The following is a 25166-nucleotide window of genomic DNA, read 5'->3' as shown; positions in this document are numbered from 1 at the left end:
GTCACCCGTGAGCAGCCTGTCTATCAACATCAATAATCAACATTTTACCATGCATCCGTCCGGAGTTCTTTTCTGGAAGGAAAAATCAATGCTGCTCATTAGCGACGTGCATCTCGGGAAGATTTCGCATTTCAGGAAATTTGGGGCGGCCGTACCACAAGCGGCAGTACAAACCAATTTTAAAAAAATGGACAAGGCCATCGACCTGTTTCAACCCCAGGTGATTGTCTTTATGGGCGACCTCTTTCATTCCGCCTTGAACAAAGAATGGCAGTTATTTGAAGGATGGGTTAGTACCGTTATTCCTGAAATTATCTTGGTAGCCGGCAATCACGATATCATTTCCCCTCTCAAATATGAAGATTTGGGAATACGGGTTGTTTCGGAAATACAACTAGATGGTTTTTTATTGACGCACCACCCAGAAGAACGGGAGGCTTGTTTTAATTTTTGCGGCCATATACATCCTGCGGTTCGCCTTCAGGGTATGGGGCGACAATCGATACGTTTAGCCTGTTTTTTTAAATCTGCCCACCAGATGGTCTTGCCCGCTTTCGGGACCTTTACCGGCACCCACATATTGGAACCTCTGGCAGACCACGAAGTTTACGCCCTGACCGAAGAAGAGGTCTTTCAAGTACAGTTTAAAGCATCGCGACGACGAAAACGCCCTTAATCAGTCCATTTTATTTCAATTCGGGTCAATGCCCCATTTGCACGTCCCCTACCTTTGCAAAAACCCACTCCATGAAAAAGAAACTGGCCATACTCAACCTGTTTTCGGTACTGTTCGTAATCGGCGTTAACTACATTTCACAAATGTACAGGCTAAACAACACTACTATTGGCGAAATAAGTGGCAGATACGACAACCTCTTCACTCCTGCCCCCTATGCCTTTGCCATTTGGGGCGTCATCTTCTTAAGCCTTTTAGGCTACGCTATTTTTCAGGTGCGAAGGGCCTTTTTCAGCAAAAAAAAGAGTCCCTTTATCACACAGACCGAATATTGGTTCTATATCGCCAACATGCTTAATGCCGCATGGGTATTGGCCTTTGTATTTGATTATACCGCACTTTCCGTTTTAATTATGCTCGGTATTCTTTTTTCGCTCATCAAAATCATTTTAAACACGAACATGGAACGATGGGATGCTCCCATTGAAGTCATTGCCTTTGTTTGGTGGCCCATTTGCCTGTACAGCGGATGGATCACCGTAGCGACCATAGCCAATATATCGGCCTACCTTACCAAATTAGGATGGGAAGGCGCTCCGCTTTCCGAGGTAACATGGACCATCATTCTTATCGGAATTGCCACGGTCATAAATCTTGCCATAACCTGGAAACGGAACATGCGCGAGTTCGCCCTTGTTGCCGTATGGGCCTTTATCGCCATTTTCGTTCGACACAAAGACAGTTACGAACCAATTGCCTATTCCGCCCTTGTTGCCGCCATTCTCCTATTTACCTCTTCAATGGCACATGCGATGAAAAATCGAAAAACAAGTCCCGCCCAAAAATTAAAGGAGCGGTTACGGAAGCATTGAGCAACCAAGATTTCTACTACACCATAGATTTAATATCGTTCGACCACGATGGGTAAGTAAAAACCGTCTGTTTAATTTGCTCGGCAGTCATACCTTGGCCTATGGCCATGGCGAATAAATTTATGGTCTCACCGGAATTAGGCCCTAATAAATGGGCTCCCACAATTTTCTGGGTACGCTGGTTCAAGATAATCTTATAGGCGTACACCCCGGCATTCACCCTTCGGGCATTGAACCAAGAAGGGACCGATTCGAATTTGACTTCCACATTCTTGTACCGACTTGTGGCTTCCTCCTCCGAGTACCCTACCGAAGCAAGGTTCGGCAAGGTGTATACCACTGATGGGGTAAGCGGCACTTGTATTTTTTCCTTGTTTCCATTTAAGACATTTACAGCTACCACCCTGCCCTCTATCCCTGAAAGCGGGGTAAGCGGCAATCCCTTATCGGAAACATCGCCACAGGCATAGACACCCGTATTACTTGTGCTCTGCAGATAGTCATTTGTCTCAATTCCGTTTTCACTGAAGGCCACTTTTCCTTTTTCAAGCTGCAATGCCGAGATTGCGGGTACACGTCCTGCGGTATTGAAAACAACATTGCTTCCTACCGACCTAAGCTTTCCCTTTTTCCTATAAAACACTTTTACCTTCTTTCTAGCCTTTTCGACTTTGGTGACTTTGGCATTAAATACAAAATCGATACCGAGTTCCTTTGAATACGACCTTAACCCATCTACCAAATCGGCATCAAAAGCTTTAAGGGGCCTTTTCCCTGAATCTATTACCGTAACTTTGGCCCCCGCCCTTGCCGCGATATGGGCAAATTCCATTCCTACATAGCCAGCACCTATAAACGTGATTTTTTTCGGTAGTTTCTTTTGGCTTAAAAAATCGTCACTGCTTTTCAAATGTTTGCCCCCCTTGAAACGGAGTTTTCGGGGTTCATATCCCGTAGCGATTATAATCTTATCGGCCCTTACGGTCTTTCCTTCCACCGAGAGGGTCTGCTCATCTAAAAATTTAGGGGATTGATGGTATAAGCCAATACCGAGCGTTTTTAAATCTTCTTCAGTGGTTCTTGGTACAGAAAGGGTAAATTGATTCTTGTATTGCATCAGTTTTTTCCAACTGAGCCCCGGAACCGCTTTGATGCCCTTTCCCATAAGACTGGCACTCAGCTCTATTACTTCGGTCGCTCCAAGAAGCACTTTTTTCGGATCGCACCCCCTATTGGCACAAGTACCCCCATACTCCCGTTTATCGGCCATTCCTACCGTGAGTCCGTTTTTCACACAAGCTTTGGCCACGGTTTGTCCCGCCGCACCACTTCCGATTACAAAAACATCATATTTTTTCACCTTCATATTCCCATTCTTTTTCAAAAAATGTCCTAAGTGCACATTTAGCATCTACAAGGTGTCACTTTTAGGTAAAATCCATTAACCCAACCGACACGATTATGAACCCTATACCCGATTTCTACATTTTTTAAGGTGATAATGTCTAAAAAACCGATTCATCGGACACAAAAACATAAGATGAGTTCGCTACCTTTGCATTCTCATAAATAAAAGACCCGATTCGCTTTGGGCTTTTGGTAGTATCATCTCGGGCAATTGCATCAAAGGACGAAAGCCCGGGTTCATTAAAAAATTAACGGTTGACGCAGTCTTCAATTCAACAACTGTTTTCCCAGTCTTCGCAAACGCGAAAACTGCAGGACGTTATTGCCCAAAATTTTCCGGCAAACACAGAAAAAAATCAAAATACAGCTCAGGCCATTGTATTAAAAGGGCTTTCGGGTTCCGCCTTATCATTTGCCTTTGCCAGTGTATTTCAAGATTCAAAAAGACCTTTCCTCCTAGTTTTTAACGATAAGGAAGAAGCCGCCTATTACCTGAACGACCTCGAACAGATCGTAGGCGAAAAAGATGTACTGTTCTACCCGGGCAGTTATCGCAGGCCCTACCAAATTGAAGAGACCGACAACGCCAATGTTTTGCTGCGTGCCGAAGTACTGAATCGTATCAATTCCCGTAAGAAACCGGCTATAATCGTCACCTACCCCGATGCGCTTTTTGAAAAAGTGGTCACCCGACGTGAACTGGAAAAGAATACGCTTAAAATCAAGTTGAACGACACTATTTCCCTCGATTTTCTTAACGAGGTGCTTTTCGAATACAAGTTCAAAAGAGTAGACTTTGTTACCGAACCTGGTGAATTCTCGGTTCGCGGTGGTATCGTCGATGTCTTCTCGTTTTCTAACGACGAACCCTATCGGATAGAGTTCTTTGGCGACGAAGTAGACAGTATCCGCACCTTCGATGTCGACACCCAGCTGTCTACGAACAAGGTGAACAAGATAAACGTCATTCCCAACGTTGCCAATAAGTTTTTGGAGGAGAAACGACAGAACTTTTTAGAATACGTCGCTTCCGACACCATTGTTTTCGCCAAAAACACCGATTATATTTTTGACCGTTTGGATGATTTCTTTGGAAAGGCCATCGAAGCCTTTTCAAAGTTATCGCAAGACATCAAGCACCTAGAACCCGAAGCGCTTTTTATGAATTCGGATAGTTTTAGGAAACAACTGGGTGCCTTCGCCCTCATGACCTCAGAGGCCTCTACGACTTCCGAGCTGATCAATGGGGCCGTTACGGTACAGTTCAACACCAAACCCCAGCCTTCGTTCAATAAAAAGTTCGACTTACTGATCGAAAACCTCAACACCTATAAAGACCAAGGCTATACGAATTATATTTTCTGTGCCAGCGATCAACAGGCCAAGCGTTTTCAGGCTATTTTTGAAGAGGTCAACGAACACGTGCACTACCAGACCATAGTAACCCCCATTTACCAAGGTTTCATCGATGACGACCAAAAACTGGTCTGTTATACCGACCATCAAATTTTTGAGCGCTACCATAAGTTTAACCTCAAGAACGGATACGCCAAAAAGCAGGCCATTACCCTCAAAGAGCTCAACAAGCTTGAAATCGGCGACTACGTAACCCATATCGACCACGGTATCGGGAAATTTGGGGGACTTCAAAAAATAGATGTAGAAGGTAAAAAACAAGAGGCCATCAAATTAATGTACGGTGAACGCGACATCCTCTATGTCAGCATTCATTCCCTCCACAAAATATCAAAATTCAACGGAAAGGACGGAACGGTTCCCAAAATATACAAATTGGGTTCTGCCGCTTGGAAAAAACTCAAGCAAAAAACCAAGAGCAGGGTCAAGAAAATTGCTTTCGACCTTATTAAAATCTATGCCAAACGACGTTTGGAAAAAGGATTTCAGTACGCCCCCGACAGCTACTTACAAAACGAACTCGAAGCCTCCTTTATTTATGAGGACACCCCAGACCAGAGCAAGGCTACCGAAGAGTTCAAAAAAGACATGGAAAGCGAACGCCCCATGGACCGCCTTATCTGTGGCGATGTAGGCTTCGGAAAGACCGAAGTGGCCATTCGCGCCGCTTTCAAGGCCGTAGATAACGGAAAACAGGTTGCCGTACTCGTTCCTACCACCATCCTCGCCTTTCAGCATCACCGCACATTTAGCGAGCGTTTAAAAGAAATGCCCGTAACCGTAGATTACCTGAACCGTTTTAGAACCGCAAAGGAACGTAAGGAGACTTTGGCCAAACTTGAATCGGGGCAAGTAGACATCATTATCGGTACCCACCAACTGGTAAACAAAAACGTAAAATTCAAAGACCTGGGCCTACTCATTGTCGATGAAGAACAGAAATTCGGGGTTGCAGTAAAAGACAAATTGAAATCTATCAAGGAAAATGTAGACGTCCTTACCCTAACGGCGACGCCTATACCAAGAACCTTGCAGTTCAGCTTAATGGCGGCACGTGACCTTTCGGTCATAAAAACGGCCCCGCCCAACCGCTACCCCATTGAAAGTAGGGTCATTCGTTTTGGCGAAGAAGTCATACGCGATGCCATCAGATATGAAATAGACCGCGGCGGACAGGTTTTCTTTATCCATAACCGTATCGAAAACATAAAAGAAGTCGCCGGTATGATCCAACGGCTTGTCCCCGACGCCAAAGTAGGTATCGGCCATGGCCAAATGGACGGCAAGAAACTTGAAGCCCTCATGCTTTCTTTTATGAACGGCGAATTTGACGTACTCGTTTCCACCACGATCATTGAAAGTGGTCTTGACGTTACCAATGCGAACACCATTTTTATCAACAACGCGAACAATTTCGGACTGAGCGACCTGCACCAAATGCGCGGTCGGGTCGGGCGTAGCAATAAAAAGGCCTTTTGCTACTTTATTACCCCTCCTTATGAATCCATGACGGCAGAAGCCAGAAAACGGATTGAGGCCTTGGCCCAATTTACCGAATTGGGCAGCGGTTTTAATATCGCCATGAAAGACCTTGAAATTAGAGGGGCCGGAGATTTACTCGGAGGTGAACAGAGTGGCTTTATCAATGAAATCGGTTTTGAAACCTATCAAAAGATATTGGCCGAAGCCATTGACGAACTAAAAGAGAACGAGTTCAAGGACCTTTACGAAGAGGTCGAAGGCCACCAGCAAAAAGTATTTGTAAAGGAAACACAGCTCGATTCAGACTTTCAACTGCTCTTTCCCGATGACTATATCAACAACATAACGGAGCGACTTACACTGTACACCGACCTGAACGACATTAACGAGGAGGAAAACCTTCAAAAGTTCGAAGCCCAACTGGTCGACCGTTTCGGAGAGCTTCCGACCGAAGCCGAAGACTTACTCAATTCGGTACGTATCAAATGGATAGCGAACAGTATCGGTATCGAAAAAGTCGTCATGAAAAAAGGAAAACTCATCGGTTACTTTATCTCGGACCAAGAGTCGGACTTTTATCAAAGTTCCGTTTTTACCAAGGTCCTACGATTTGTACAAAGCCATCCACAACATTGCAAGATCAAGGAAAAACAGACCCGAAACGGCCTTAGGCTGTTATTGGTATTCGAAAGGATCACCTCGGTCGACAAAGCACTAAAGGCCATGGCTCCGTTTACGGAAACAGTACAATCGGCTTCATAAAATCTTTTTATTCAGCTATATTAGTTTCGGCTAAGGAGGAAAAACTTCTCGCCTTAATCATATTGTTGACCAAACAACCCACTTTTATGAAACTTAAAATCTGCTTTAACCTAGCGGCTGCGCTACTTCTGTGCTTTAATCTAAGTGCCCAACCCCGAAAAGAACTTGTCAATATAATCGTAACGCCCAACCATGCCGATTGGACCTACGACTTGGGCGAACCCGCCGAATTCTCAATTACAGTTTTGAGAAACAACGTGCCCCTAGAGAACATCTCCATCGATTACACCGTCGAAACCGACCCGGGTTACCGCTCCATAAAAATATGGGACCAAGGAAAACTGACCTTAAAGAATGGAAGGGTAAAAGTGAAGTCGCCTAAATTCAAGAACCCGGGATTTCTTCGTTGCACGGCTAGGGTAACAGTAGACGGAAAAGAATACAGTTCATACGCTACGGCCGGCTTTTCCCCCGAAAAAATAAAAGCTACGACCTCCTTGCCTTCAGACTTTGAAGCCTTTTGGAAGAAGGGAAAAGAAGAACTTGCCGCCATCCCCATGGATGCGGTTATGACCCTAATGCCCGAGCGATGTACCGATAAGGTCAATGTATACCACGTGCAACTGAACAATATAAAAGGGAAGATCTACGGCATTCTTTGTACCCCTAAAAAAGAAGGGAAATACCCCGCCATTCTACACGTGCCCGGAGCTGGCATTCGCCCGTATTACGGTGATATTGATGAAGCGGCACAAGGCTTTGTCTCCTTTACCATAGGCATTCACGGAATACCCGTAAACCTCGACCAACAAATCTATGACGACCTAAGATCGGGAGCCTTGGCCGGTTATAACACCATGAATTTAGACAACAAGGAAAACATGTACTACCGAAGGGTATACCTCGGGTGTATTCGGGCGGTAGATTTTCTGGAGAGCGTTTCGAACTTTAACGGCGAGGATATTGCAGTTACGGGAGGAAGTCAAGGTGGTGCCCTATCTATAGTGACTGCTGCCCTTGATGACCGTATCGATTATTTGGCGGCCTTCTACCCTGCCTTGAGCGACCTTACCGGATTTCTGAAGGGCCGTGCCGGCGGATGGCCACAGATATTTCTTGACGATTTCACCAATAAACCTGAAAAGATCGAGGTTTCAAAATACTATGACGTGGCCAACTTTTCACGCTTCGTAAAAGCGGAAGGCTGGTACAGCTGGGGCTACAACGACAATGTCTGTCCCCCCGCTTCCACCTATGCGGCATACAATCTTATTCCCGCCAAAAAAGAGCTCCATGTGTTTCAGGAAACCCAACATTGGACGTTTCCCGAGCAGCATGAACTTAAAAATAAATGGCTTTTTTCAAAATTGAGGGAGTAGCAACAATCGCCATAAATAGTTATCTTTAATCCCATCAAAAAAACACTACTATGAAATTCAGGTTTGTACTCGTCCTCCTTGCTACCTTGGGTTTCTTGCCCCTGCAAGCCCAAAACGCCGATTCGTTATACTTTAGACAGCATTATGACCTAAAGGAATACCGTATTCCCATGCGCGATGGCGCAGAACTCTTTACGGCCGTGTACACTCCGAAGGACAAGTCAAAGGACTATCCTATTTTATTGAACCGCACCTGTTACAATGCGAGTAAATATTCCAACTACAACTATAGCAACTACCCTTCAAAATACTTGATCGAAGACGGCTATATCTTAGCTTTTCAAGATGTGCGCGGAAGGTATATGTCGGATGGCGAGTTCGATAATATGCGCCCGAACATTCCCGGAAACAACCGCAGGAACAAAAAGGATATCGACGAAAGTTCGGACACTTACGATACCATCGACTGGATGATAAAACACATCAAAGGGAATAATGGCCGTGTGGGCATGTACGGCATTTCATATCCAGGGCATTACACCGCTGCCGGTATGATAGATGCCCACCCCGCCCTCAAGGCATCGTCGCCCCAGGCACCTATCGCCGATTTTTTCTTTGACGATTTCCACCATCAAGGAGCCTACCTCGAAAGTTATACCGCCGCTTTTGCCGTTTTTGGCTACCAAAAGGATAGCCTCACGAGAGACCCTTGGTATATGGACAAGTTGATGCGCCTCTACGAAAACCCGGCAGCCGATGCCTATGATTTCTACTTGAAATTGGGACCCCTGAAGAACATCACCAAAAACTACCATCACGACAATTTCTTCTGGAACCAGGTCGTGGAACACCCCAACTACGATGAATTTTGGCAGAAGAGGAACATCCTTCCCCATTTAAAGGATATTGACCATGCGGTAATGACCGTTGGCGGTTGGTTCGATGCCGAAGACCTCTACGGCCCCTTGAACATCTACAAGACCGTAGAGGCCACTAGCCCAAAGGCTAAGAACAGCATTGTAATGGGCCCCTGGGACCATGGCGCTTGGGCGCGCGAAAAAGGAAAGGCCATTCACAACCATATTTACTTTGGAGATAGTATATCTTCCTTCTTTCTTAAGAATGTTGAACGAAAGTTCTTTGCCCATCACTTAAAGGATGAAGGCCCCGATACGCTACCCGAAGCTTACATGTTCGACACGGGAGCCAAAAAATGGGAAACCTTTGATACTTGGCCTCCCAAAGAAATAGAACCCGTAAGTCTTTATTTTGGTGAAAATGGTAAATTGGGCATCAATAAGCCCATAGACGAAAAAGCAGTATTTGAATATACCAGCGACCCACAAAAACCTGTGCCCTATACCTCACAGACGGAAGGACTGACCTTTACGCCTAGAAAGTATATGTCAGATGACCAAAGGCAGGCTTCAAGGCGCCCCGACGTACTGACTTTTCAAACCGATGTACTTCAAGACAATAAGGTTTTGGCCGGAGAAATCATGGCGAAGCTAAAAGTGGCCATGACCGGAACCGATGCCGATTTTATCGTAAAACTTATAGACGTTTATCCCAACGACCATGAAAACTACGAGCACAACCCCGACAACATTGTAATGGGCGGATACCAACAGCTCGTACGTGCCGAAGTATTTAGGGGAAGGTTCAGAAATAGCTTTGAAAAACCCGAACCCTTTGTTCCGGGCGAGCCTAGTGATGTTCATTTTCGCTTACAGGACATACTGCATACGTTTAAAAAAGGGCACCGTATCATGATCCAAATACACAGCACTTGGTTTCCTTATATCGACCGGAATCCGCAAAAATACGTTGATAACATTTACAAGGCCAATGAGGAGGATTTTATTAAATCGACCATAAAAGTATTCGGCTCTTCTTCGGTAGAAGTGGGGGGCACACAAGACTGTTGCCCACCGGAACCTTTCCGTTCCAAGAATGAAAATGCAATAAAAGACTAGGGGATCGCTCTAAAACCGGTACTTTTGTACCATCATTTAAGAGCATAAAACCATGAAAAGATACCTTGTCGTATTTGCCTTGCTGACTGCCTTTTGGGTAGAGGCCCAGCATACTATTTCAGGAACCTTCACACCTGCCAACGAATACAAATATATATTGGCGTACCGATTAAAAACGGGCTCGCAGTCCTTTATAACGAATACCTCGATCAAAGACGGTAAATTTTCATTGCAAATACCGGAAAACGCCGAACCGGGAATGTATCGTTTGGTCTATGCCGTTCCACAAGACGAGTTCTATTTTGACGTTATATACAACGGTAAAGAAGATATTGAACTGGCCTTTGATGCCGACAAAGGAGTCTCCTTCATTTCCTCAAAGGAAAACAAGATCATGACTTCCTATTTTCAGACCATGGCTTCCTTAATGGGCCAATTGGTCGATGTTTACATGCAAAATAAATTCGACAAAAAAGAATTTCAAGAATGCACCTACCAATTGAAAACGACCCAAGAAGCCTATGAAGCGCAGTCGAAAAACCTGATGGTAGAAAATTTTGTTTTAGCGAACCGACCTTATATCCCGACCAAATTTGAATCGGTAGAAGAATACGTCGCCCATAAGAAAAAACATTATTTTGACCACTTGAAACTCGACAATACAATTTTACAAGCTTCCGATTTTTTATCCGACAAGTTAAGAAATTACGTTTTCACGGCGTTACCAATGGAACCTAGGTCATCTGCCGAAACCGAAAGTATCATTCAAGACAACATTAGGAAGGTCGGTTCCAAACTTGCACCGATATCGGATGCTTACAAATTCGACGTCTTTTATCGTTTATGGAAAATGAGTTCGAGCAGTGGATTGAACGAAACCACCGACTTCATATACAACACCTATTTAAAGTCGCTTGCCTCAGCTTCGAACGACCCGAACAAAGCGCATGAAATAACCGTACAACACCGTTTGCGTATAGGGGCCATTGCCCCTGAAATCGAATGGAAGTCAGGCCAGACAACCAAAAAACTCAGCACCTTAAGTGGGGCCGAAAATTACCTTTTGGTATTTTGGAGCAGCACCTGTTCGCATTGTCTAAAAGAACTTCCTGCCCTTCACAAGGAACTGAAGAACTATAAGTCGACCCAAGTAATTGCCGTAGGTCTAGAAGATGACAAGACCACATGGACTCCCGAATCGGCCAAACTGCCCGATTTCGAGCACGCCATTGCATTGGGAAGATGGGAAAGCGATTACGCACAATTATACGATATTCACCAGACCCCTACCTACTATTTACTAGATTCGGAAAAGCGTATAGTGGCCAAACCCGAGAGCGATAAAGAAGTAGTAGAATTACTGAACAAGTAATACCACTAAAGGGTTTTTAGGTCTTTAATGGTCTTAAAGGCTACGTCTACTTGCGTATCGTCGACCAAAATGGTAAACTCGTTAGTGGTCGAGATGACTTCGTAAAGCACGATACCTTCCCACGCCAATCGTTGAAAAATAAAGTAATAGATACCCGGTACCGATACATTCTCAGCAGGAAGCTTAACGGTAATCGATGACAGGTTTTCCGCTTTTTGCGTGCATTTTTCATGCTTAAAAAGATCCTCTACCGTTTGATCCAAGGTATTGCTCACCACAATATTAAGCTCATTAACGCCCCTTGAAGAGGTATAGAAGACATCTTTGTTTTTGTTTACGTGCTCGAGCAATAAGGTCTGGTTCTCAAGAATTGATTCCGAAACCAAAAAAGTGAAATCGGTGAGTGAAGAACGCACCGTTATTTCCCCAATATTTTTTAAGACCTTGATAATTTTATGGGTCGCCCTGAACTCAAGGTCATCGGATAAGCGCTTAAGGGCCATAACTATGGCTCCATTACGGATATCCTTGCCCAATTCGTTCTCGATTTCGGGTTTTACAATTCTTGAAAGTGAAGTCAGATTAATAATCCCTTGGGCTAAGGCACTTTGTAAAAATGGTTTCTTTTTAATGTACTGTTCGACTACGGAAGAAATCGTTTTCATGGGTTCATAAGATTGATTGATGAGCAAAAATAACATATTGTTACAAATAAAACAAATTGTGTTGTAACCTTCTATCCCCAAAAAAAATTAGAATTGTCTCTTTTACCCTTAATACGGGACTTTTCGGCTATTCCCCTTCCAAAAAAAAAGCTTTAAAAGTGATAAAATGCGCTTTCCAAATGCTCAATCTTAAAGATTTTTCGATTCTTTAGAATAGTAATGACATCGAAACGCACCTCTACATCCAAGTCATTTTCAGTAGCGTAGTGATCTGCGGCACTGACCAGTAACTTAATTTTTCCGGGCGTAATGGTTTCGGCAATAGGTATAATTTGATCATTGCTTCTCGCCCGTACTTCAACAATGGCCAAGACCTCGTCCTTTTGTGCAATAATATCGATTTCCGCTTTCAGGTAGCGGTAATTCCTATGAAGGATACGATACCCCCTATCGACCAAAAAGTCGACGGCGAGCTGTTCGCCTTCTTTGCCAAATTCGTTGTGTTTTCCCATAGAATCCTCCTTAAATCTTAACAAAAAGTGCAGTTCATCGAAAAAGACAGTAGTGCAACATCAAAAATTGGAACTCGGCCGTAAATAAACGCACCGTATGTCGAAAATACCATAAAAGGCATACTATCCAAAATCTTTGTACGTTAAGAACTTGCCCCAAACACATGAAACGGTTCTTTAAAGCCTACATTTATTATGGAATATTTTATTAACTGTAATACGGCGTCCCTAGCTCCGTATACCACTCCCTTAGACAGAAACAGGGCGGCTCATCTGTACAGAAGACTAGGGTTCAGTGCTTCGGTCGAAACCATTGACCAAGCCGTCGGCGCAAATGCCAGTACCCTTGTCGATACGCTCATATCCCAAGCTTTGGGAGCACCGACTATACCCGAGCCGGAATGGGCCAACTGGAACAACAGCAACTACCCTGAAGACGACGATCTCAGCAATGAAATGAAGCGAACGCAGAAAAACGAGTTTAGCGTGGCCTATGCCAAAAACATGCTGAACAATAACCTGCGCGACCGTTTGAGCTTCTTTTGGAGCAATCATTTCGTTACGCAAATCGAAGTTTACCGATGTAACCCGTTTCTTTATCACTATGTAGAGTGCCTACAGCGAAACGCCTTGGGCAATTTCAAAACCTTCGTTAGCGAAATCGGGCTTACCGACGCCATGTTGTATTATTTGGATGGCGCCTATAACAACGGTAACAACCCCAACGAAAACTACGCCAGAGAGCTTTATGAGCTCTTTACCCTTGGTGAAGGCAACAATTATACCGAACAGGATATTATTGAAACCGCCCGGGCCATTTCAGGTTATGTCGAACGTGGTGAACTAGGTTGCGAACATGTTACCTTCGACCCCGAGAAACACGATTCCGGCAGCAAAACCATATTCGGTCAAACAGGGAATTGGGGCTATGATGACGTTATCGACATCCTATTCGAGCAACGCCCCAACGAACTAGCTTGGTTTATCTGTAAGAAGTTGTACGAGTTCTTTGTCCACCCCGATTCAAATGACGAGGCAGGTAACGCACAAACCATAATTTCGGGTATGGCCGACACCTTTATAGCCAATGATTTTGAAATTGTACCCGTACTGTCCCAATTGTTCAAAAGCCAACACTTTTTTGATGACGAGGCCATCGGTGTAATCATCAAAAGCCCTTACGACCTTTATTTCAACCTATTAAAGGAAAGTAGTTTTAGTTATGACGATACCGTCATTTCTAGTGTGATCAATTATACGGGACTATTAAGCCAGGTTATGTTCAATCCGTTTGACGTAAATGGTTGGCAACGTAACCGCACATGGATCAACACCAACTTTATGATCGGTAGATGGTTGACCTCCGAAGCCCTCATCGAAGAGTTTTTCAAAGCCGACAGCGAACAGTTTAGAACCCTTGGACTGGCTTTATCCGGTACTGACGGACAAACAAGCAGTAACCCAGACGTCGTTGCCAAGCCTATTATAGATTTCTTTCTTCCTAAAGGCCTACTCAACGAATCGGAATACCAAAAGGCTTATGACATTTTCAGAAGTGACATCCAACCCGAATACTATGAGGGAGGAACTTTTGAAACCTGGACGCTACAAACTTCTTTGGAAGGACCGAAACAAGTATACCTACTCTTGCAATATCTAGCCAGACAACCCGAATTTCAACTAAAGTAAACCTACTGATTATGTGCGACACTCATCACAACGATCCCTATAAAGGCCTAGAACACGATGGCCACGATCAAGAACATAAAGCTTGGAGCAGACGCTCGTTTTTACAGGCCTTGGGCATTGCAGGTTCGGGCTCAATGATGCTAGGAAGCAGTATGCTTTCGGCTTCGGCACCTTCACCCCTGACTGCGGCTATTGCTGCGGCCGAGACAGACAAAATTCTCATTCTCATAAGGCTGGCCGGAGGGAATGACGGACTTAGTACCGTAATCCCCATGGAGCAGTACGAGTCGTATGTCAAAGCCCGCCCCAATATATACATCCCCGAGAGTAAGGTTTTAAAACTTACCGATGAATATGGTGTACCCTCTTATATGAAATCGTTGGAACCCATGTGGGGAGACGGTAAATTTAAGGCGGTTCACGGCGTAGGCTATGAAAACCAAAGCCTTTCGCATTTTACGGGTTCCGATATTTTTGCCAATACCGACTTGACCACTACAGGTTTTAGCGGACTCAACACAGGTTGGATGGGACGACATTTTGAAAATACCTATCCCGATTATTTGATTTCCCCACCACCAGCACCGGCCGCGATTCAAATCGGACAGTTCGGAAGTTTGGTTTTTCAAGGGGAAGAAACCAATTACGCCTTTGTAACCTCGAATGTAAATCAGCTTGAAGAAATCGCCGAATCGGGCGTACGATACGGGCTTGAAGATAGCCTCTACAACGACTGTATGTATGGTGACCAACTTAAATTCTTAAGAGGGGTGGCCAATACCACATACGAATATTCGGGAGTCATCCACGAGGCTTGGTCAAGAGGCAAGAACGATGTAGAATACCAAGAAAACAGCTTTGCCAAACAATTGGCCCTCTTGGCCCGATTGATAAAAGGGAATTTGGGAACAAAGGTCTATATGATTTCCATGAGCGGTTTCGACACCCATGGAAACCAACCGCTGACCCACGAGCGCCTGATGAGCAATCTCTCTATAGCCGTTGACAATTTCTATGAAGATTTAGGCTATACCGAACAAGACAACAACGTTCTTAGTATGACCTTCTCCGAGTTCGGAAGACGTATCTTCGAGAATGGATCCAAGGGTACCGACCACGGTAAGGCAGCACCTAGCCTGTTCTTCGGACCAGGTTTGCAAGGTAGCGCCTTTGTAGGCGAACACCCGACCCTCGACAATCCTGACGGCAGGGGGAACCTTGAGTATACGATGGACTTTAGGGACTTATACGCTACGGTCTTGGCCGAATGGCTCTGTGTACCCATACCCTTGGTAGAACAACATTTATTGGGCCACACCTATGCCCCTGTAAATCTTGGTTTTAATTGTAGTGGAACGGACTTTCCCGATATTGTCTATAGCGACGGAGAACCGACCATACCGACCACACCCGATGGTGCGGCCGATAAGCCGGTGATACCGAATGCCGAACAATTGAATGCCATTGTTCACAAACCGTTTTATCCTACGGCGAATTCACCACATATTTATTTGGAAATGCCCGTTACGGCCCATGTAGATATTCAATTGTTCAACATTATAGGACAAAAAGTGGGCACGATCAGCAATGCCATCATGTCCGAAGGTGTGAACGAAATCAATATTAAGGAAAGAATTCCCGGGAATTTGGCCGCCGGTAAGTACATTTATCGCATCCAAGTGCAACAGCACAAGATGAGCAAATCGGTCATGGTAGCATAAATTACCCCCAAATCACTCTATATATAAAACCTTCGTTATGGGCCTCCCATAACGAAGGTTTGTTTTTTACAGACGAATAACAACGCCTGGCCACAGCCCATTTCACAACGGTTACTTCCGGCCCCGAATCCATATCCCTCCCCCCAACCTCAAGGCCCGCTCCCTTTCACCAAAATCCCTTCTTTTCAACTTTCCATAAAACCTCAATACATCAACTTGTGTAATGCTAAGCAAAATCAGTACTTTTGCACCCTAATTCGAAATCAATGGCCGAAAAGCTAACACATCCAGAGAGATATACCATTACCGCCGCATTACCTTACACCAACGGCCCCATACATATTGGCCATTTGGCAGGCGTTTATGTACCCGCAGATATTTATGCACGCTATTTACGCCTCAACGGTAACGACGTTGCCTTTGTATGCGGAAGTGACGAGCATGGCGTGGCCATCTCCATGAAAGCGAAAAAAGAAGGGATTACACCTAAGGAGGTCATTGATAAATACGACGGTATCATTCGTAAATCGTTCCAAGAGTTCGGTATTACCTTTGACAACTACTCACGTACTTCAAGGGAAATCCACCACAAAACAGCTTCCGATTTTTTTGTAAAGCTTTACGAACAGGGTGATTTTATAGAAGAAACCACGGCACAGTTATACGACGAAGAGGCCAAACAATTTTTGGCCGACCGCTTTGTAGTGGGCACCTGTCCCAAATGTGGGTATGAAGAAGCCTATGGTGATCAATGTGAAAATTGCGGCTCTACCCTGAATGCCACCGACCTTATCAATCCGAAATCTACAATTACCGGTACGGTGCCGACTACCAAAGAAACCAAACATTGGTTCTTGCCCTTAGACCGATACGAAGATTTTTTAAAGGAATGGATTCTGGTCGGACACAAATCCGATTGGAAACCCAACGTCTACGGTCAATGCAAAAGCTGGATCGATGACGGACTAAAACCCCGTGCGGTAACCCGTGATTTAGATTGGGGCATTCCCGTACCTGTAGAAGGAGGCGAAGGCAAGGTGCTCTACGTCTGGTTCGATGCGCCTATCGGCTATATTTCGTCTACCAAAGAATGGGCAGAACGTGAAGGCAAGGACTGGCAGCCCTACTGGAAAGATGAAAACACCAAATTGGTCCACTTTATAGGAAAGGACAACATAGTTTTCCACTGTATCATCTTCCCAGCCATTTTAAAGGCACACGGCGATTATATTTTACCGGAAAACGTACCGGCCAACGAATTCTTGAACTTGGAAGGAAACAAACTCTCCACTTCAAAGAATTGGGCGGTATGGCTGCATGAATATTTAGAGGAATTTCCCGATATGCAAGATGTACTTCGGTACACCTTAACGGCCAACGCACCCGAAACCAAGGACAATGATTTTACTTGGAAGGATTTTCAAGCGCGAAACAACAACGAATTGGTGGCCATACTCGGTAACTTTATAAACCGCGTAGTGGTCTTGACCAATAAATACTACGAGGGCATTGTCCCCACTCCTTCGGAGTTCTCCCAAGTTGACAAGGAAACCCTAGAACAACTTCGGAAGTATCCGGAAATTATTTCAAGTTCCATAGAGCGCTACCGTTTTAGGGAAGCCGGCCAAGAATTGATGAATTTGGCCCGTTTAGGGAACAAATACCTAGCCGACGAAGAACCATGGAAAGTCATCAAACAAGATGAAGAGCGCGTAAAGACCATTATGTTCGTCGCGCTTCAGATTGCCACGGGTCTATCGGTATTAAGTGAACCTTTTTTACCTTTTACTTCGGAAAAACTTAAAAATATATTGGCCATTAATTCGGAAAAAGCCGTTTCTTCTTGGGCAGAAGTTTCAACCAAGGAAACATTACTTCCTGCCGATCATAAAATCAACAAGGCCGAGCTACTTTTTAGAAAAATAGAAGACAGCGAAATACAAGCTCAGCTAGACAAACTGGAAGCCACAAAAAAGGCCAACGAAAACGAGAACAAAGAACTTATGCCACAAAAAGACACGATTACCTTTGACGATTTTACCAAATTGGATATGCGTGTAGGGACCATTGTCGAAGCCGAAAAAATGCCCAAGACCAAAAAATTGTTGGTTCTGAAGGTTGATACCGGACTTGACACCCGAACCATTGTATCGGGTATTGCAGAGAGTTTTACCCCTGAGGAAATCGTGGGCAAAAAAGTAACGGTTCTTATCAACTTGGCCCCACGTGCATTGCGTGGCGTTGAAAGCGAAGGAATGATTTTAATGACCGAAAATGCAGATGGAAAGCTGGTCTTCGTAAACCCTGACGAAGATGGTGTAGGTAACGGCGAAGGCATAAGCTAAGACGTCGACACCCCGCCCAAGGTTTTATATTGGTATCCGCTATTTATAACGGTCGTTAAAAAAGTCCTATGCAACTCATTCCCTTTATCTTCAAACACACCCAACTCCCTCAAAAGAGTATTGAGAATACCGTGGAACTTCTAAACGAAGATTGTACCGTACCCTTTATCTCTCGCTATCGAAAGGAGCGAACGGGCAATCTCGACGAAGTACAGATTGGATCCATAGTACAGTTCAAGGCCCATTTCGAGGCACTTGAAAAGCGAAAAACCGCAGTCATTAAGGCTATTGAAGAGCAAAATGCCCTGACCGACGAACTTCGCCTCAAGATAGAACAGACCGACGAGCTCGTTACCCTTGAAGACCTATACCTCCCGTTCAAGAAAAAACGAAAGACCAAGGCGGAAACCGCCCGGAAAAATGGACTCGAACCGCTGGCAAAAATCATTATGGCCCAAAACCATAACGATATTGAATCGGTAGCCCTACAATATACCAACAACGAAGTCGTCGATGCGGAAGAAGCCCTCGAAGGAGCCCGACATATCATTTCCGAGTGGATCAACGAACGTATTTCGGTAAGAAACCAAGTGCGTAATCAACTGGAACGCAGCGCCCTGATCGTTACAAAGGTTATCGCTACCAAAAAAGACGAGGAAAAAGCACAAAAATTCCGTGATTACTTTGATTGGAGCGAAGCTTTAAAACGTTGTCCCTCACACCGGTTATTGGCCATTTTACGTGCCGAAAACGAGGGTTTTATCCGCGTTAAGATAGAAATCGACTCCGATGAAATGCTTCGGCGTATCGAAGATCGTATCATAAAATCGAATAATTCGTGTACCCCCCAAATACAACTGGCCATTGCCGACGCGTACAAGCGCCTACTTTTTCCTTCCTTATCGAATGAAATCCTCAAAAACGCCAAGGAAAAGGCAGACGATGACGCCATCAAGGTATTCAGTAAGAACCTAAAACAATTATTGCTCGGCGCTCCCCTAGGGGAAAAACGCATCCTGGCCATAGACCCCGGCTTCCGAACAGGCTGTAAGATCGTATGTTTGAGCGCCCAAGGAGAGCTCGAACACAACGAGACCATCTATCCACATCCCCCTCAGAACAAGGGTTCAGAAGCCATAAAAAAAATCAGTTCGCTCTGCGATGCCTACAAAATAGAGGCCATTGCCATTGGTAACGGAACGGCTTCAAGGGAGACCGAACACTTGGTTAAGCGCATCCATTTCAAAAACCCCATGGAGGTATTTATAGTGAGCGAGGCCGGAGCGTCAATTTATTCCGCCTCAAAAATCGCCCGTGACGAATTCCCTAATTACGATGTTACCGTTAGGGGTGCCATTTCCATAGGAAGGCGACTCGCCGACCCCTTGGCAGAACTTGTAAAAATAGACCCCAAATCTATCGGTGTCGGGCAGTACCAACACGATGTAGACCAAGGAAAACTTCAGACCTCATTGGATAGCGTAGTGGAAAGCTGCGTAAATTCGGTTGGGGTAAACATCAATACGGCCAGTGTTCCCTTATTGAGCTACGTATCCGGTATCGCGCCGAAACTCGCGGAAAACATTGTCGCCTATCGCAATGAAAACGGAGCGTTCAAAAGTAGGACCGATATCAAAAAAGTAGCCCGGCTCGGTGGAAAGGCTTTTGAACAAGGAGCCGCCTTTCTGCGGATAAAAGACGCAAAAAACCCATTGGACGACTCGGCCGTCCACCCTGAGAGCTATAGCATTGTCCAAAAAATCGCAAAGGACCAAGGCATACCCGTCACCGAATTGATAGGAAACAGCAAGGCCCTAAAGAGTGTGGACCTACAAGCGTATTGTACCGAAACTATCGGCTTGCCTACACTAAAGGATATTGTGGAAGAACTCGAAAAACCAGGCCTTGACCGTCGCGAAAAAGCCAAGGTTTTTACTTTTGACCAAAATATAAAATCGATTTCCGATTTAAGGGAAGGCCAACTGTTGCCCGGCATTGTCAACAACATTACCAATTTCGGGTGTTTTGTCGACATAGGAATCAAGGAAAGCGGTCTTATCCACGTATCGAACCTATCGGATACTTTTGTTAAAGACGTAAATGCACATGTGAGCCTTCACGAGCAGATTATAGTAAAAGTACTGCAAGTGGATGTGCCCCGAAAACGCATTCAGCTAAAGCTACACAAATAAGTAGGCACCACGCTATCTCGATATATCGCACATCATAGACCCTGTTACTTTTTATCTTTTTTTGATGATGGAGGCTTCTTCTAGGTTTCCATTGGCAAAAAAGCAAAGAATACCCCGTATTTCAAGAAAAGAAACAAAGCCCTATACCTTGCCTTTTTGTTTATAAAATACCCTTACCATACAAGCGCATCAAAAAATTAACATCTTAGCCTTATTTAGATTTATTTAAAATAACTACTTTTGGACTTCTATTTAGAATCAGTACTGTGTCAAAAAAGAAAAAATCCTCCAAAAAGAAGGATAAGAAAATAAAGAAAGCCGTCTTGCTACAGCAGAAGGTTGAAAAGGCATTGGCCAGTGATGTCAAGCTCAAGAGCAAGTGCTGTAAAAAATATAAAAAGGGCGAAAACAAAAGGTGCGGACGCTGCCCTTGTTTCGACCTTATGAAAAAAGTGGCCTAACCTCCTTCCCATCCGTTTGCCCTTTATTGATTGCATATAGCCCTATATTTGCAGCATGCTCAAGATTGCCTATCACCCCATTTACAAGCACTCCTTACCCGAAAGGCACCGATTTCCGATGCTTAAGTATGAATTGTTGCCCAAACAACTCTTGCACGAGGGCACCTGTACCGCCGAAAACTTCTTTGAACCCGAAATACCGAACGACAAATACATTGTTGCCGTTCACGAGCCCGAGTATTTCTACGATCTCTTGAACTTAAAGATTTCCTCCCGTGACGCAAGAAAAATAGGCTTCCCCTTAACCGAAGACCTTATTGAACGGGAGCGTATTATAGCCGATGGCACCATTCAAGCCTGCCGCTTCGCCATTGAAAACGGCATCGCAATGAATATTGCCGGCGGCACCCACCATGCCTATACCGACCATGGTGAAGCCTTCTGTATGCTAAATGATCAAGCTATCGGGGCCCGATACCTACAGGCGCATCAATTGGCAAAGAAAATCTTGATCGTAGACCTAGATGTTCATCAAGGTAATGGTACGGCAGAAATTTTCGGAAACGACGCTTCCGTATTTACGTTTTCAATGCATGGGTCCGGCAACTATCCTTTTAAAAAAGAGCGTTCCGACCTAGACATTCCCCTAGCTAAAAACACGGACGACACTACCTATCTATCCCTACTCAAGCAAACCTTGCCCCGATTGATCAGTGAGGAAAAACCCGATTTTATTTTTTATCTCGCAGGGGTAGATATCATCGGTTCTGACAAACTCGGCACCCTAGCCCTTAGCATAGAGGGCTGCAAAGAGCGCGATGCCTTTGTGCTTGAAACCTGCCATAGATCGCAAATTCCCGTTCAATGCAGTATGGGAGGCGGCTACTCCCCTGCCATAAAGACTATTGTAGAGGCACATGCCAACACCTATAGGCTGGCCCAACAAATCTACTTTTAACCCCCCTCCTTTCACCTCTTCATCGGGCTATCTCAAGCTTACTATTCATTAATTTTGTAATTTAACGCGAATCCCCCCATTAAACCCCGTATAAACACACCCCGCCTAACTGGCCGTGTCTATTTTTTTTAAGTAAAACATAGACACTTTACAGAATAGATTTAGTTTTGCCTGTATTATGAAAAAAACCATAGCCCTGCTGTTCACCATCTTTACGATGGGTGTATATGCCCAAGACTCGATTGTATCGGTTCCCGAAAAACGTTGGGACATGTTCAAGTACGATATCGGAAATATGTTCAAAGGTGTAGCTTACTCCTATTCAAGGCCATTTCGGTGGAAGGGCCAACAATGGGCGCAATTTGGCGGGGTACTCGCAGGTACCGGGGCAGTATATCTTGCCGACGAAGAAACGTCGGAGTTTTTTCAAAGACAAAGGGAAGGGGTGCCTAACGTCTTCCGCGAATACGGCGAACTCTATGGAAGCCCCGAAAACAATTACTTGGCAACTTCGGGAGTGTATTTGGTAGGCTTGATCACCAAGAACGAAAAACTGCGTCGCACGGGAGTTCTATTGATTTCGTCGGCTACCTCTGCAGGATTTTTGCAGCAAGTTTTAAAATCTGCCGTAGGTCGGGCAAGGCCGGTGGCAGAAAGGGGCAAGGATACTTTTGACCCCTTCAACCCGCATAGGAACTACCATTCTTTTCCATCGGGACATGCCTTATTGGCCTTTACCAACGCCTATGCCATCGGGAAACAATTCAAAAGTCCCTGGGTCAAGGCAGGGGTATATACCTTAGGCGCCATACCCGGTATTTCGCGTATTTGGGACGGCCAACATTGGTTGAGCGATTTTGTATTTGCCGTAGCCATCAGTGTGGCCACGGTAGAGTCTATTGACCTTTATCTCGACCGAAAATACGATGAGAAATACAATGACCGATCCAAAAAAATGAGCTGGAACCTCAACTTCGGCCCCGGAACCTTGGGTGTAGTCCTTCAGTTTTAGAAGGTAGCCCGTTAAAATATCAGATAGGTACTCAACACTAAAGCCGTAATAACGGCCCCTGCTATAAAGGCATATTTCCAAGGCTCTACACTAACCGCATCGGTTGTCATCGGTTGATAATCCGTATCTCTAGGATAGAATTTCCCAATCAGCAACATAATCGCGATATTGAGTACGAACAAAATAGCCATAACGTGTAAAAAATGCGGATAGGCTTCGGCTTGGATCACACTCAACGCCTTAGCGTCGCTTATTCCGTTTTGTGCCGCTTCGGCCAGCGCCTTATCTACAAAATAGGGCTTGATCAAAAACTGGCTGATCGAATAGAGAACCACTCCTGAAATCACCCCGATCTTAGCGGCAATGGCCGGCACCCGTTTGGTAAAAAAGCCGATTACGATAACCGTTAAAATAGGAATACTATAACAACCATTGGCCTCTTGCAACCACGCGAAAAGCCCTTGTGGTGCATTGGCGATCAGAGGAGCCACAAACATTCCCAAAATACCAAGAACAAGTCCGAACATCTTTCCCGCTTTCACGGTTTCAAGCTCGGTAGCGCCCTTCTTGAAATATTGCCGGTAAAGATCGAATCCGAACAAGGTGGCACTACTGTTCAACAGACTGTTAAAGGAACTAAGAATGGCCCCAAAAAGCACGGCGGCAAAAAGGCCGGTAAACGTTGCGGGAAGTACGGTAGCCACCAATTTCGGATAGGCTTGGTCGGGGTTATCAAGATTTCCCTCAAAAATATGCCAGGCGATGATACCGGGCAATACCACGATAATGGGAATCAAAAACTTGACCAAGGCGGCAAGTATCACCCCTTTTTGGCCTTCCTTAAGATTTTTTGCCCCAAAGACACGTTGTAAAATCACTTGGTTGGTACCCCAGTAGAACATCTGAACCAGCATCATTCCCGTAAAGATGGTGCCAAAAGGTATGGATGCATCAACATCGCCCTTTACATTGAACTTTTCCGGATGGCTTTTCCAAAGCAGGCTTATTCCATCGGAAATACTTCCATCCCCAATGGCCAGCAATCCAAAAATCGGAATAAGGAGTCCCCCGATCAAAAGTCCGATCGAGTTGATAAGGTCAGAGACCGCCACAGCCTTCAATCCCCCAAAAATAGCATAAATGATACCGATAATTCCAATACTCCAAACACAGAGCCACAAAGTAGCCGTATCCGAAAGTCCTAAAAGGGTCGGTAAATCGAACATGGTGCTAAAGGCCAAGGATCCGGAATACAGTACGGAAGGAATAACCACAATAACGTATCCTGATAAAAATAAGGCCGTGAGAATGGCTTTTGTACCGTGGTCGAACCTATCTTCCACAAATTGGGGAATAGTCGTTATACCGCCTCGCATATACCTAGGAAGCAAGAAAACCGCTGTAATGATCATAGCAATCGCGGCCAGTGTCTCCCAAGCCATAACCAACACCCCCTCGGTAAAGGCCTGTCCGTTCAGCCCCACGATCTGTTCGGCCGAAAGGTTGGTCAAAAGCAAGGAACCGGCAATGGTCACCGCCCCTAAGCTTCTTCCCGCCAGAAAATAACCGTCAGCGGATTTTTCATTGGTACTTCTAGTAGCGTACCAGGCGATTACGGCCACTAAGAGCGTAAACCCTACAAAAGAAATAATTGAAAGCATATCTTCGATCTTTTAGTTGGTATTGGGCCATGTAGGCAGGAACTATGGGTTGTCTATATTCTTTAATACGCGACACGGGTTGCCAACGGCCACCACATTCTCGGGAATATCTTTTACCACCACACTTCCGGAACCAATGACACTGTTGTTTCCTATGGTAACGCCAGGATTGACAATTACCCCTCCACCGATCCAAACGTTATCCCCTATGCGTATCGGTTTTGCATATTCGATTCCAGAGTTACGGGCCTCGAATTCCAATGGGTGCGTTGCCGTGAGCAGCTTTACCCCTGGGGCCATCATTACATTCTTACCGATGTACACCGGTGCGGCATCCAAAATAATACAATCAAAGTTGGCGTATGCGTTCTCGCCCCAATAAATATTGAAACCGTAATCGCAGGTAAAGCGGTTTTCAATGTAGAAATGCTTTCCTGTCTCGGCAAATAACTCCTTAAAAAAGTGCTTGCGCTGTCGTTCTTTATCCATGGGTATGGCCGCTATTTCCCGCATCAACTTTCGGGCCCGCAGCCTTGCCCTTACCAACTCCTTATCACTGGGATCATAGGCTTGCCCGCTGATCATTTTCTCTTTTTCGGTCATGTAAA

18 protein-coding genes are annotated in these 25166 nt (G+C 45.0%); 13 read left to right on the top strand and 5 right to left on the bottom strand.

The window, feature by feature from the left end:
- Positions 1 to 7 precede the first annotated feature (7 nt).
- Both pdeM and BW980_RS19800 read left to right on the top strand, forming a co-directional pair.
- Positions 8 to 676, top strand: a complete 669-nt coding sequence (gene pdeM, locus BW980_RS19805) for a ligase-associated DNA damage response endonuclease PdeM (protein ID WP_317042205.1) — start codon at positions 8 to 10, stop codon at positions 674 to 676.
- Positions 677 to 747: 71 nt separating this feature from the next.
- Positions 748 to 1548 (top strand): hypothetical protein, encoded by an 801-nt coding sequence (locus tag BW980_RS19800; RefSeq protein WP_076456896.1) that lies wholly within the window; start codon positions 748 to 750, stop codon positions 1546 to 1548.
- A gap of 16 nt (positions 1549 to 1564) precedes the next feature.
- Here the strand turns inward: BW980_RS19800 and BW980_RS19795 are convergent, their stop codons facing one another.
- Positions 1565 to 2914: a dihydrolipoyl dehydrogenase family protein gene (locus BW980_RS19795; RefSeq protein ID WP_076456924.1), complete on the bottom strand. Its 1350-nt coding sequence runs from the start codon at positions 2912 to 2914 to the stop codon at positions 1565 to 1567.
- Positions 2915 to 3210: 296 nt separating this feature from the next.
- On the opposite strand from BW980_RS19795, the gene mfd reads away from it, so the two are divergent.
- The 4 genes from mfd to BW980_RS19775 all read left to right on the top strand — a co-directional run bounded on the left by mfd (position 3211) and on the right by BW980_RS19775 (position 11342).
- Complete coding sequence (mfd, locus tag BW980_RS19790) at positions 3211 to 6615, top strand: transcription-repair coupling factor (protein ID WP_076456895.1); 3405 nt, start codon at positions 3211 to 3213, stop codon at positions 6613 to 6615.
- Positions 6616 to 6701: 86 nt separating this feature from the next.
- Entirely contained in the window at positions 6702 to 7994 is a 1293-nt protein-coding gene (locus BW980_RS19785; protein WP_076456894.1) for an acetylxylan esterase, read from the top strand.
- 50 nt (positions 7995 to 8044) lie between these two features.
- Positions 8045 to 9970, top strand: a complete 1926-nt coding sequence (locus tag BW980_RS19780; RefSeq protein ID WP_076456893.1) for a CocE/NonD family hydrolase — start codon at positions 8045 to 8047, stop codon at positions 9968 to 9970.
- A gap of 52 nt (positions 9971 to 10022) precedes the next feature.
- Positions 10023 to 11342: a redoxin domain-containing protein gene (locus tag BW980_RS19775; RefSeq protein ID WP_076456892.1), complete on the top strand. Its 1320-nt coding sequence runs from the start codon at positions 10023 to 10025 to the stop codon at positions 11340 to 11342.
- Positions 11343 to 11347: 5 nt separating this feature from the next.
- Here the strand turns inward: BW980_RS19775 and BW980_RS19770 are convergent, their stop codons facing one another.
- Both BW980_RS19770 and BW980_RS19765 read right to left on the bottom strand, forming a co-directional pair.
- Positions 11348 to 12007, bottom strand: coding sequence for an aspartate kinase (locus tag BW980_RS19770; protein ID WP_076456923.1), 660 nt, complete (start codon positions 12005 to 12007; stop codon positions 11348 to 11350).
- A 152-nt stretch (positions 12008 to 12159) separates the two neighbouring features.
- The gene (locus BW980_RS19765; protein ID WP_076456891.1) at positions 12160 to 12519 is read right to left on the bottom strand and encodes a YraN family protein; all 360 of its coding nucleotides are present in this window, start codon (positions 12517 to 12519) and stop codon (positions 12160 to 12162) included.
- A gap of 195 nt (positions 12520 to 12714) precedes the next feature.
- Between BW980_RS19765 and BW980_RS19760 the strand changes: the two genes are divergently transcribed.
- The 7 genes from BW980_RS19760 to BW980_RS19730 all read left to right on the top strand — a co-directional run bounded on the left by BW980_RS19760 (position 12715) and on the right by BW980_RS19730 (position 22897).
- On the top strand, positions 12715 to 14208 hold the full coding sequence (locus BW980_RS19760; RefSeq protein ID WP_076456890.1) for a DUF1800 domain-containing protein: 1494 nt from the start codon (positions 12715 to 12717) through the stop codon (positions 14206 to 14208).
- Positions 14209 to 14219: 11 nt separating this feature from the next.
- Positions 14220 to 15929 carry a DUF1501 domain-containing protein gene (locus tag BW980_RS19755; RefSeq protein WP_076456889.1) on the top strand — a complete coding sequence of 570 codons (1710 nt, stop codon included), beginning with the start codon at positions 14220 to 14222 and terminating at the stop codon, positions 15927 to 15929.
- A 266-nt stretch (positions 15930 to 16195) separates the two neighbouring features.
- Complete coding sequence (metG, locus tag BW980_RS19750) at positions 16196 to 18274, top strand: methionine--tRNA ligase (RefSeq protein ID WP_076456888.1); 2079 nt, start codon at positions 16196 to 16198, stop codon at positions 18272 to 18274.
- A gap of 68 nt (positions 18275 to 18342) precedes the next feature.
- Positions 18343 to 20466 (top strand): Tex family protein, encoded by a 2124-nt coding sequence (locus BW980_RS19745; protein ID WP_076456887.1) that lies wholly within the window; start codon positions 18343 to 18345, stop codon positions 20464 to 20466.
- A gap of 266 nt (positions 20467 to 20732) precedes the next feature.
- A complete protein-coding gene (locus BW980_RS19740; protein WP_076456886.1) occupies positions 20733 to 20927 on the top strand; it encodes a hypothetical protein in 195 nt (64 codons plus the stop codon).
- A 55-nt stretch (positions 20928 to 20982) separates the two neighbouring features.
- Complete coding sequence (locus BW980_RS19735; protein ID WP_076456885.1) at positions 20983 to 21885, top strand: histone deacetylase family protein; 903 nt, start codon at positions 20983 to 20985, stop codon at positions 21883 to 21885.
- Positions 21886 to 22063: 178 nt separating this feature from the next.
- A complete protein-coding gene (locus BW980_RS19730; protein WP_076456884.1) occupies positions 22064 to 22897 on the top strand; it encodes a phosphatase PAP2 family protein in 834 nt (277 codons plus the stop codon).
- Between the two features lie 11 nt (positions 22898 to 22908).
- Here the strand turns inward: BW980_RS19730 and BW980_RS19725 are convergent, their stop codons facing one another.
- The gene (locus tag BW980_RS19725) at positions 22909 to 24558 is read right to left on the bottom strand and encodes a solute:sodium symporter family transporter (protein WP_076456883.1); all 1650 of its coding nucleotides are present in this window, start codon (positions 24556 to 24558) and stop codon (positions 22909 to 22911) included.
- Between the two features lie 42 nt (positions 24559 to 24600).
- Positions 24601 to 25161, bottom strand: coding sequence for a sugar O-acetyltransferase (locus tag BW980_RS19720; RefSeq protein WP_076456882.1), 561 nt, complete (start codon positions 25159 to 25161; stop codon positions 24601 to 24603).
- Between the last annotated feature and the right edge of the window lie 5 nt (positions 25162 to 25166).

Origin of the sequence: Zobellia uliginosa (assembly GCF_900156625.1) — a bacterium.
Lineage (GTDB): Bacteria > Bacteroidota > Bacteroidia > Flavobacteriales > Flavobacteriaceae > Zobellia > Zobellia uliginosa.
Note: the sequence above shows the minus strand (reverse complement) of the source record. Positions and strands in the feature narration are given on the sequence as shown.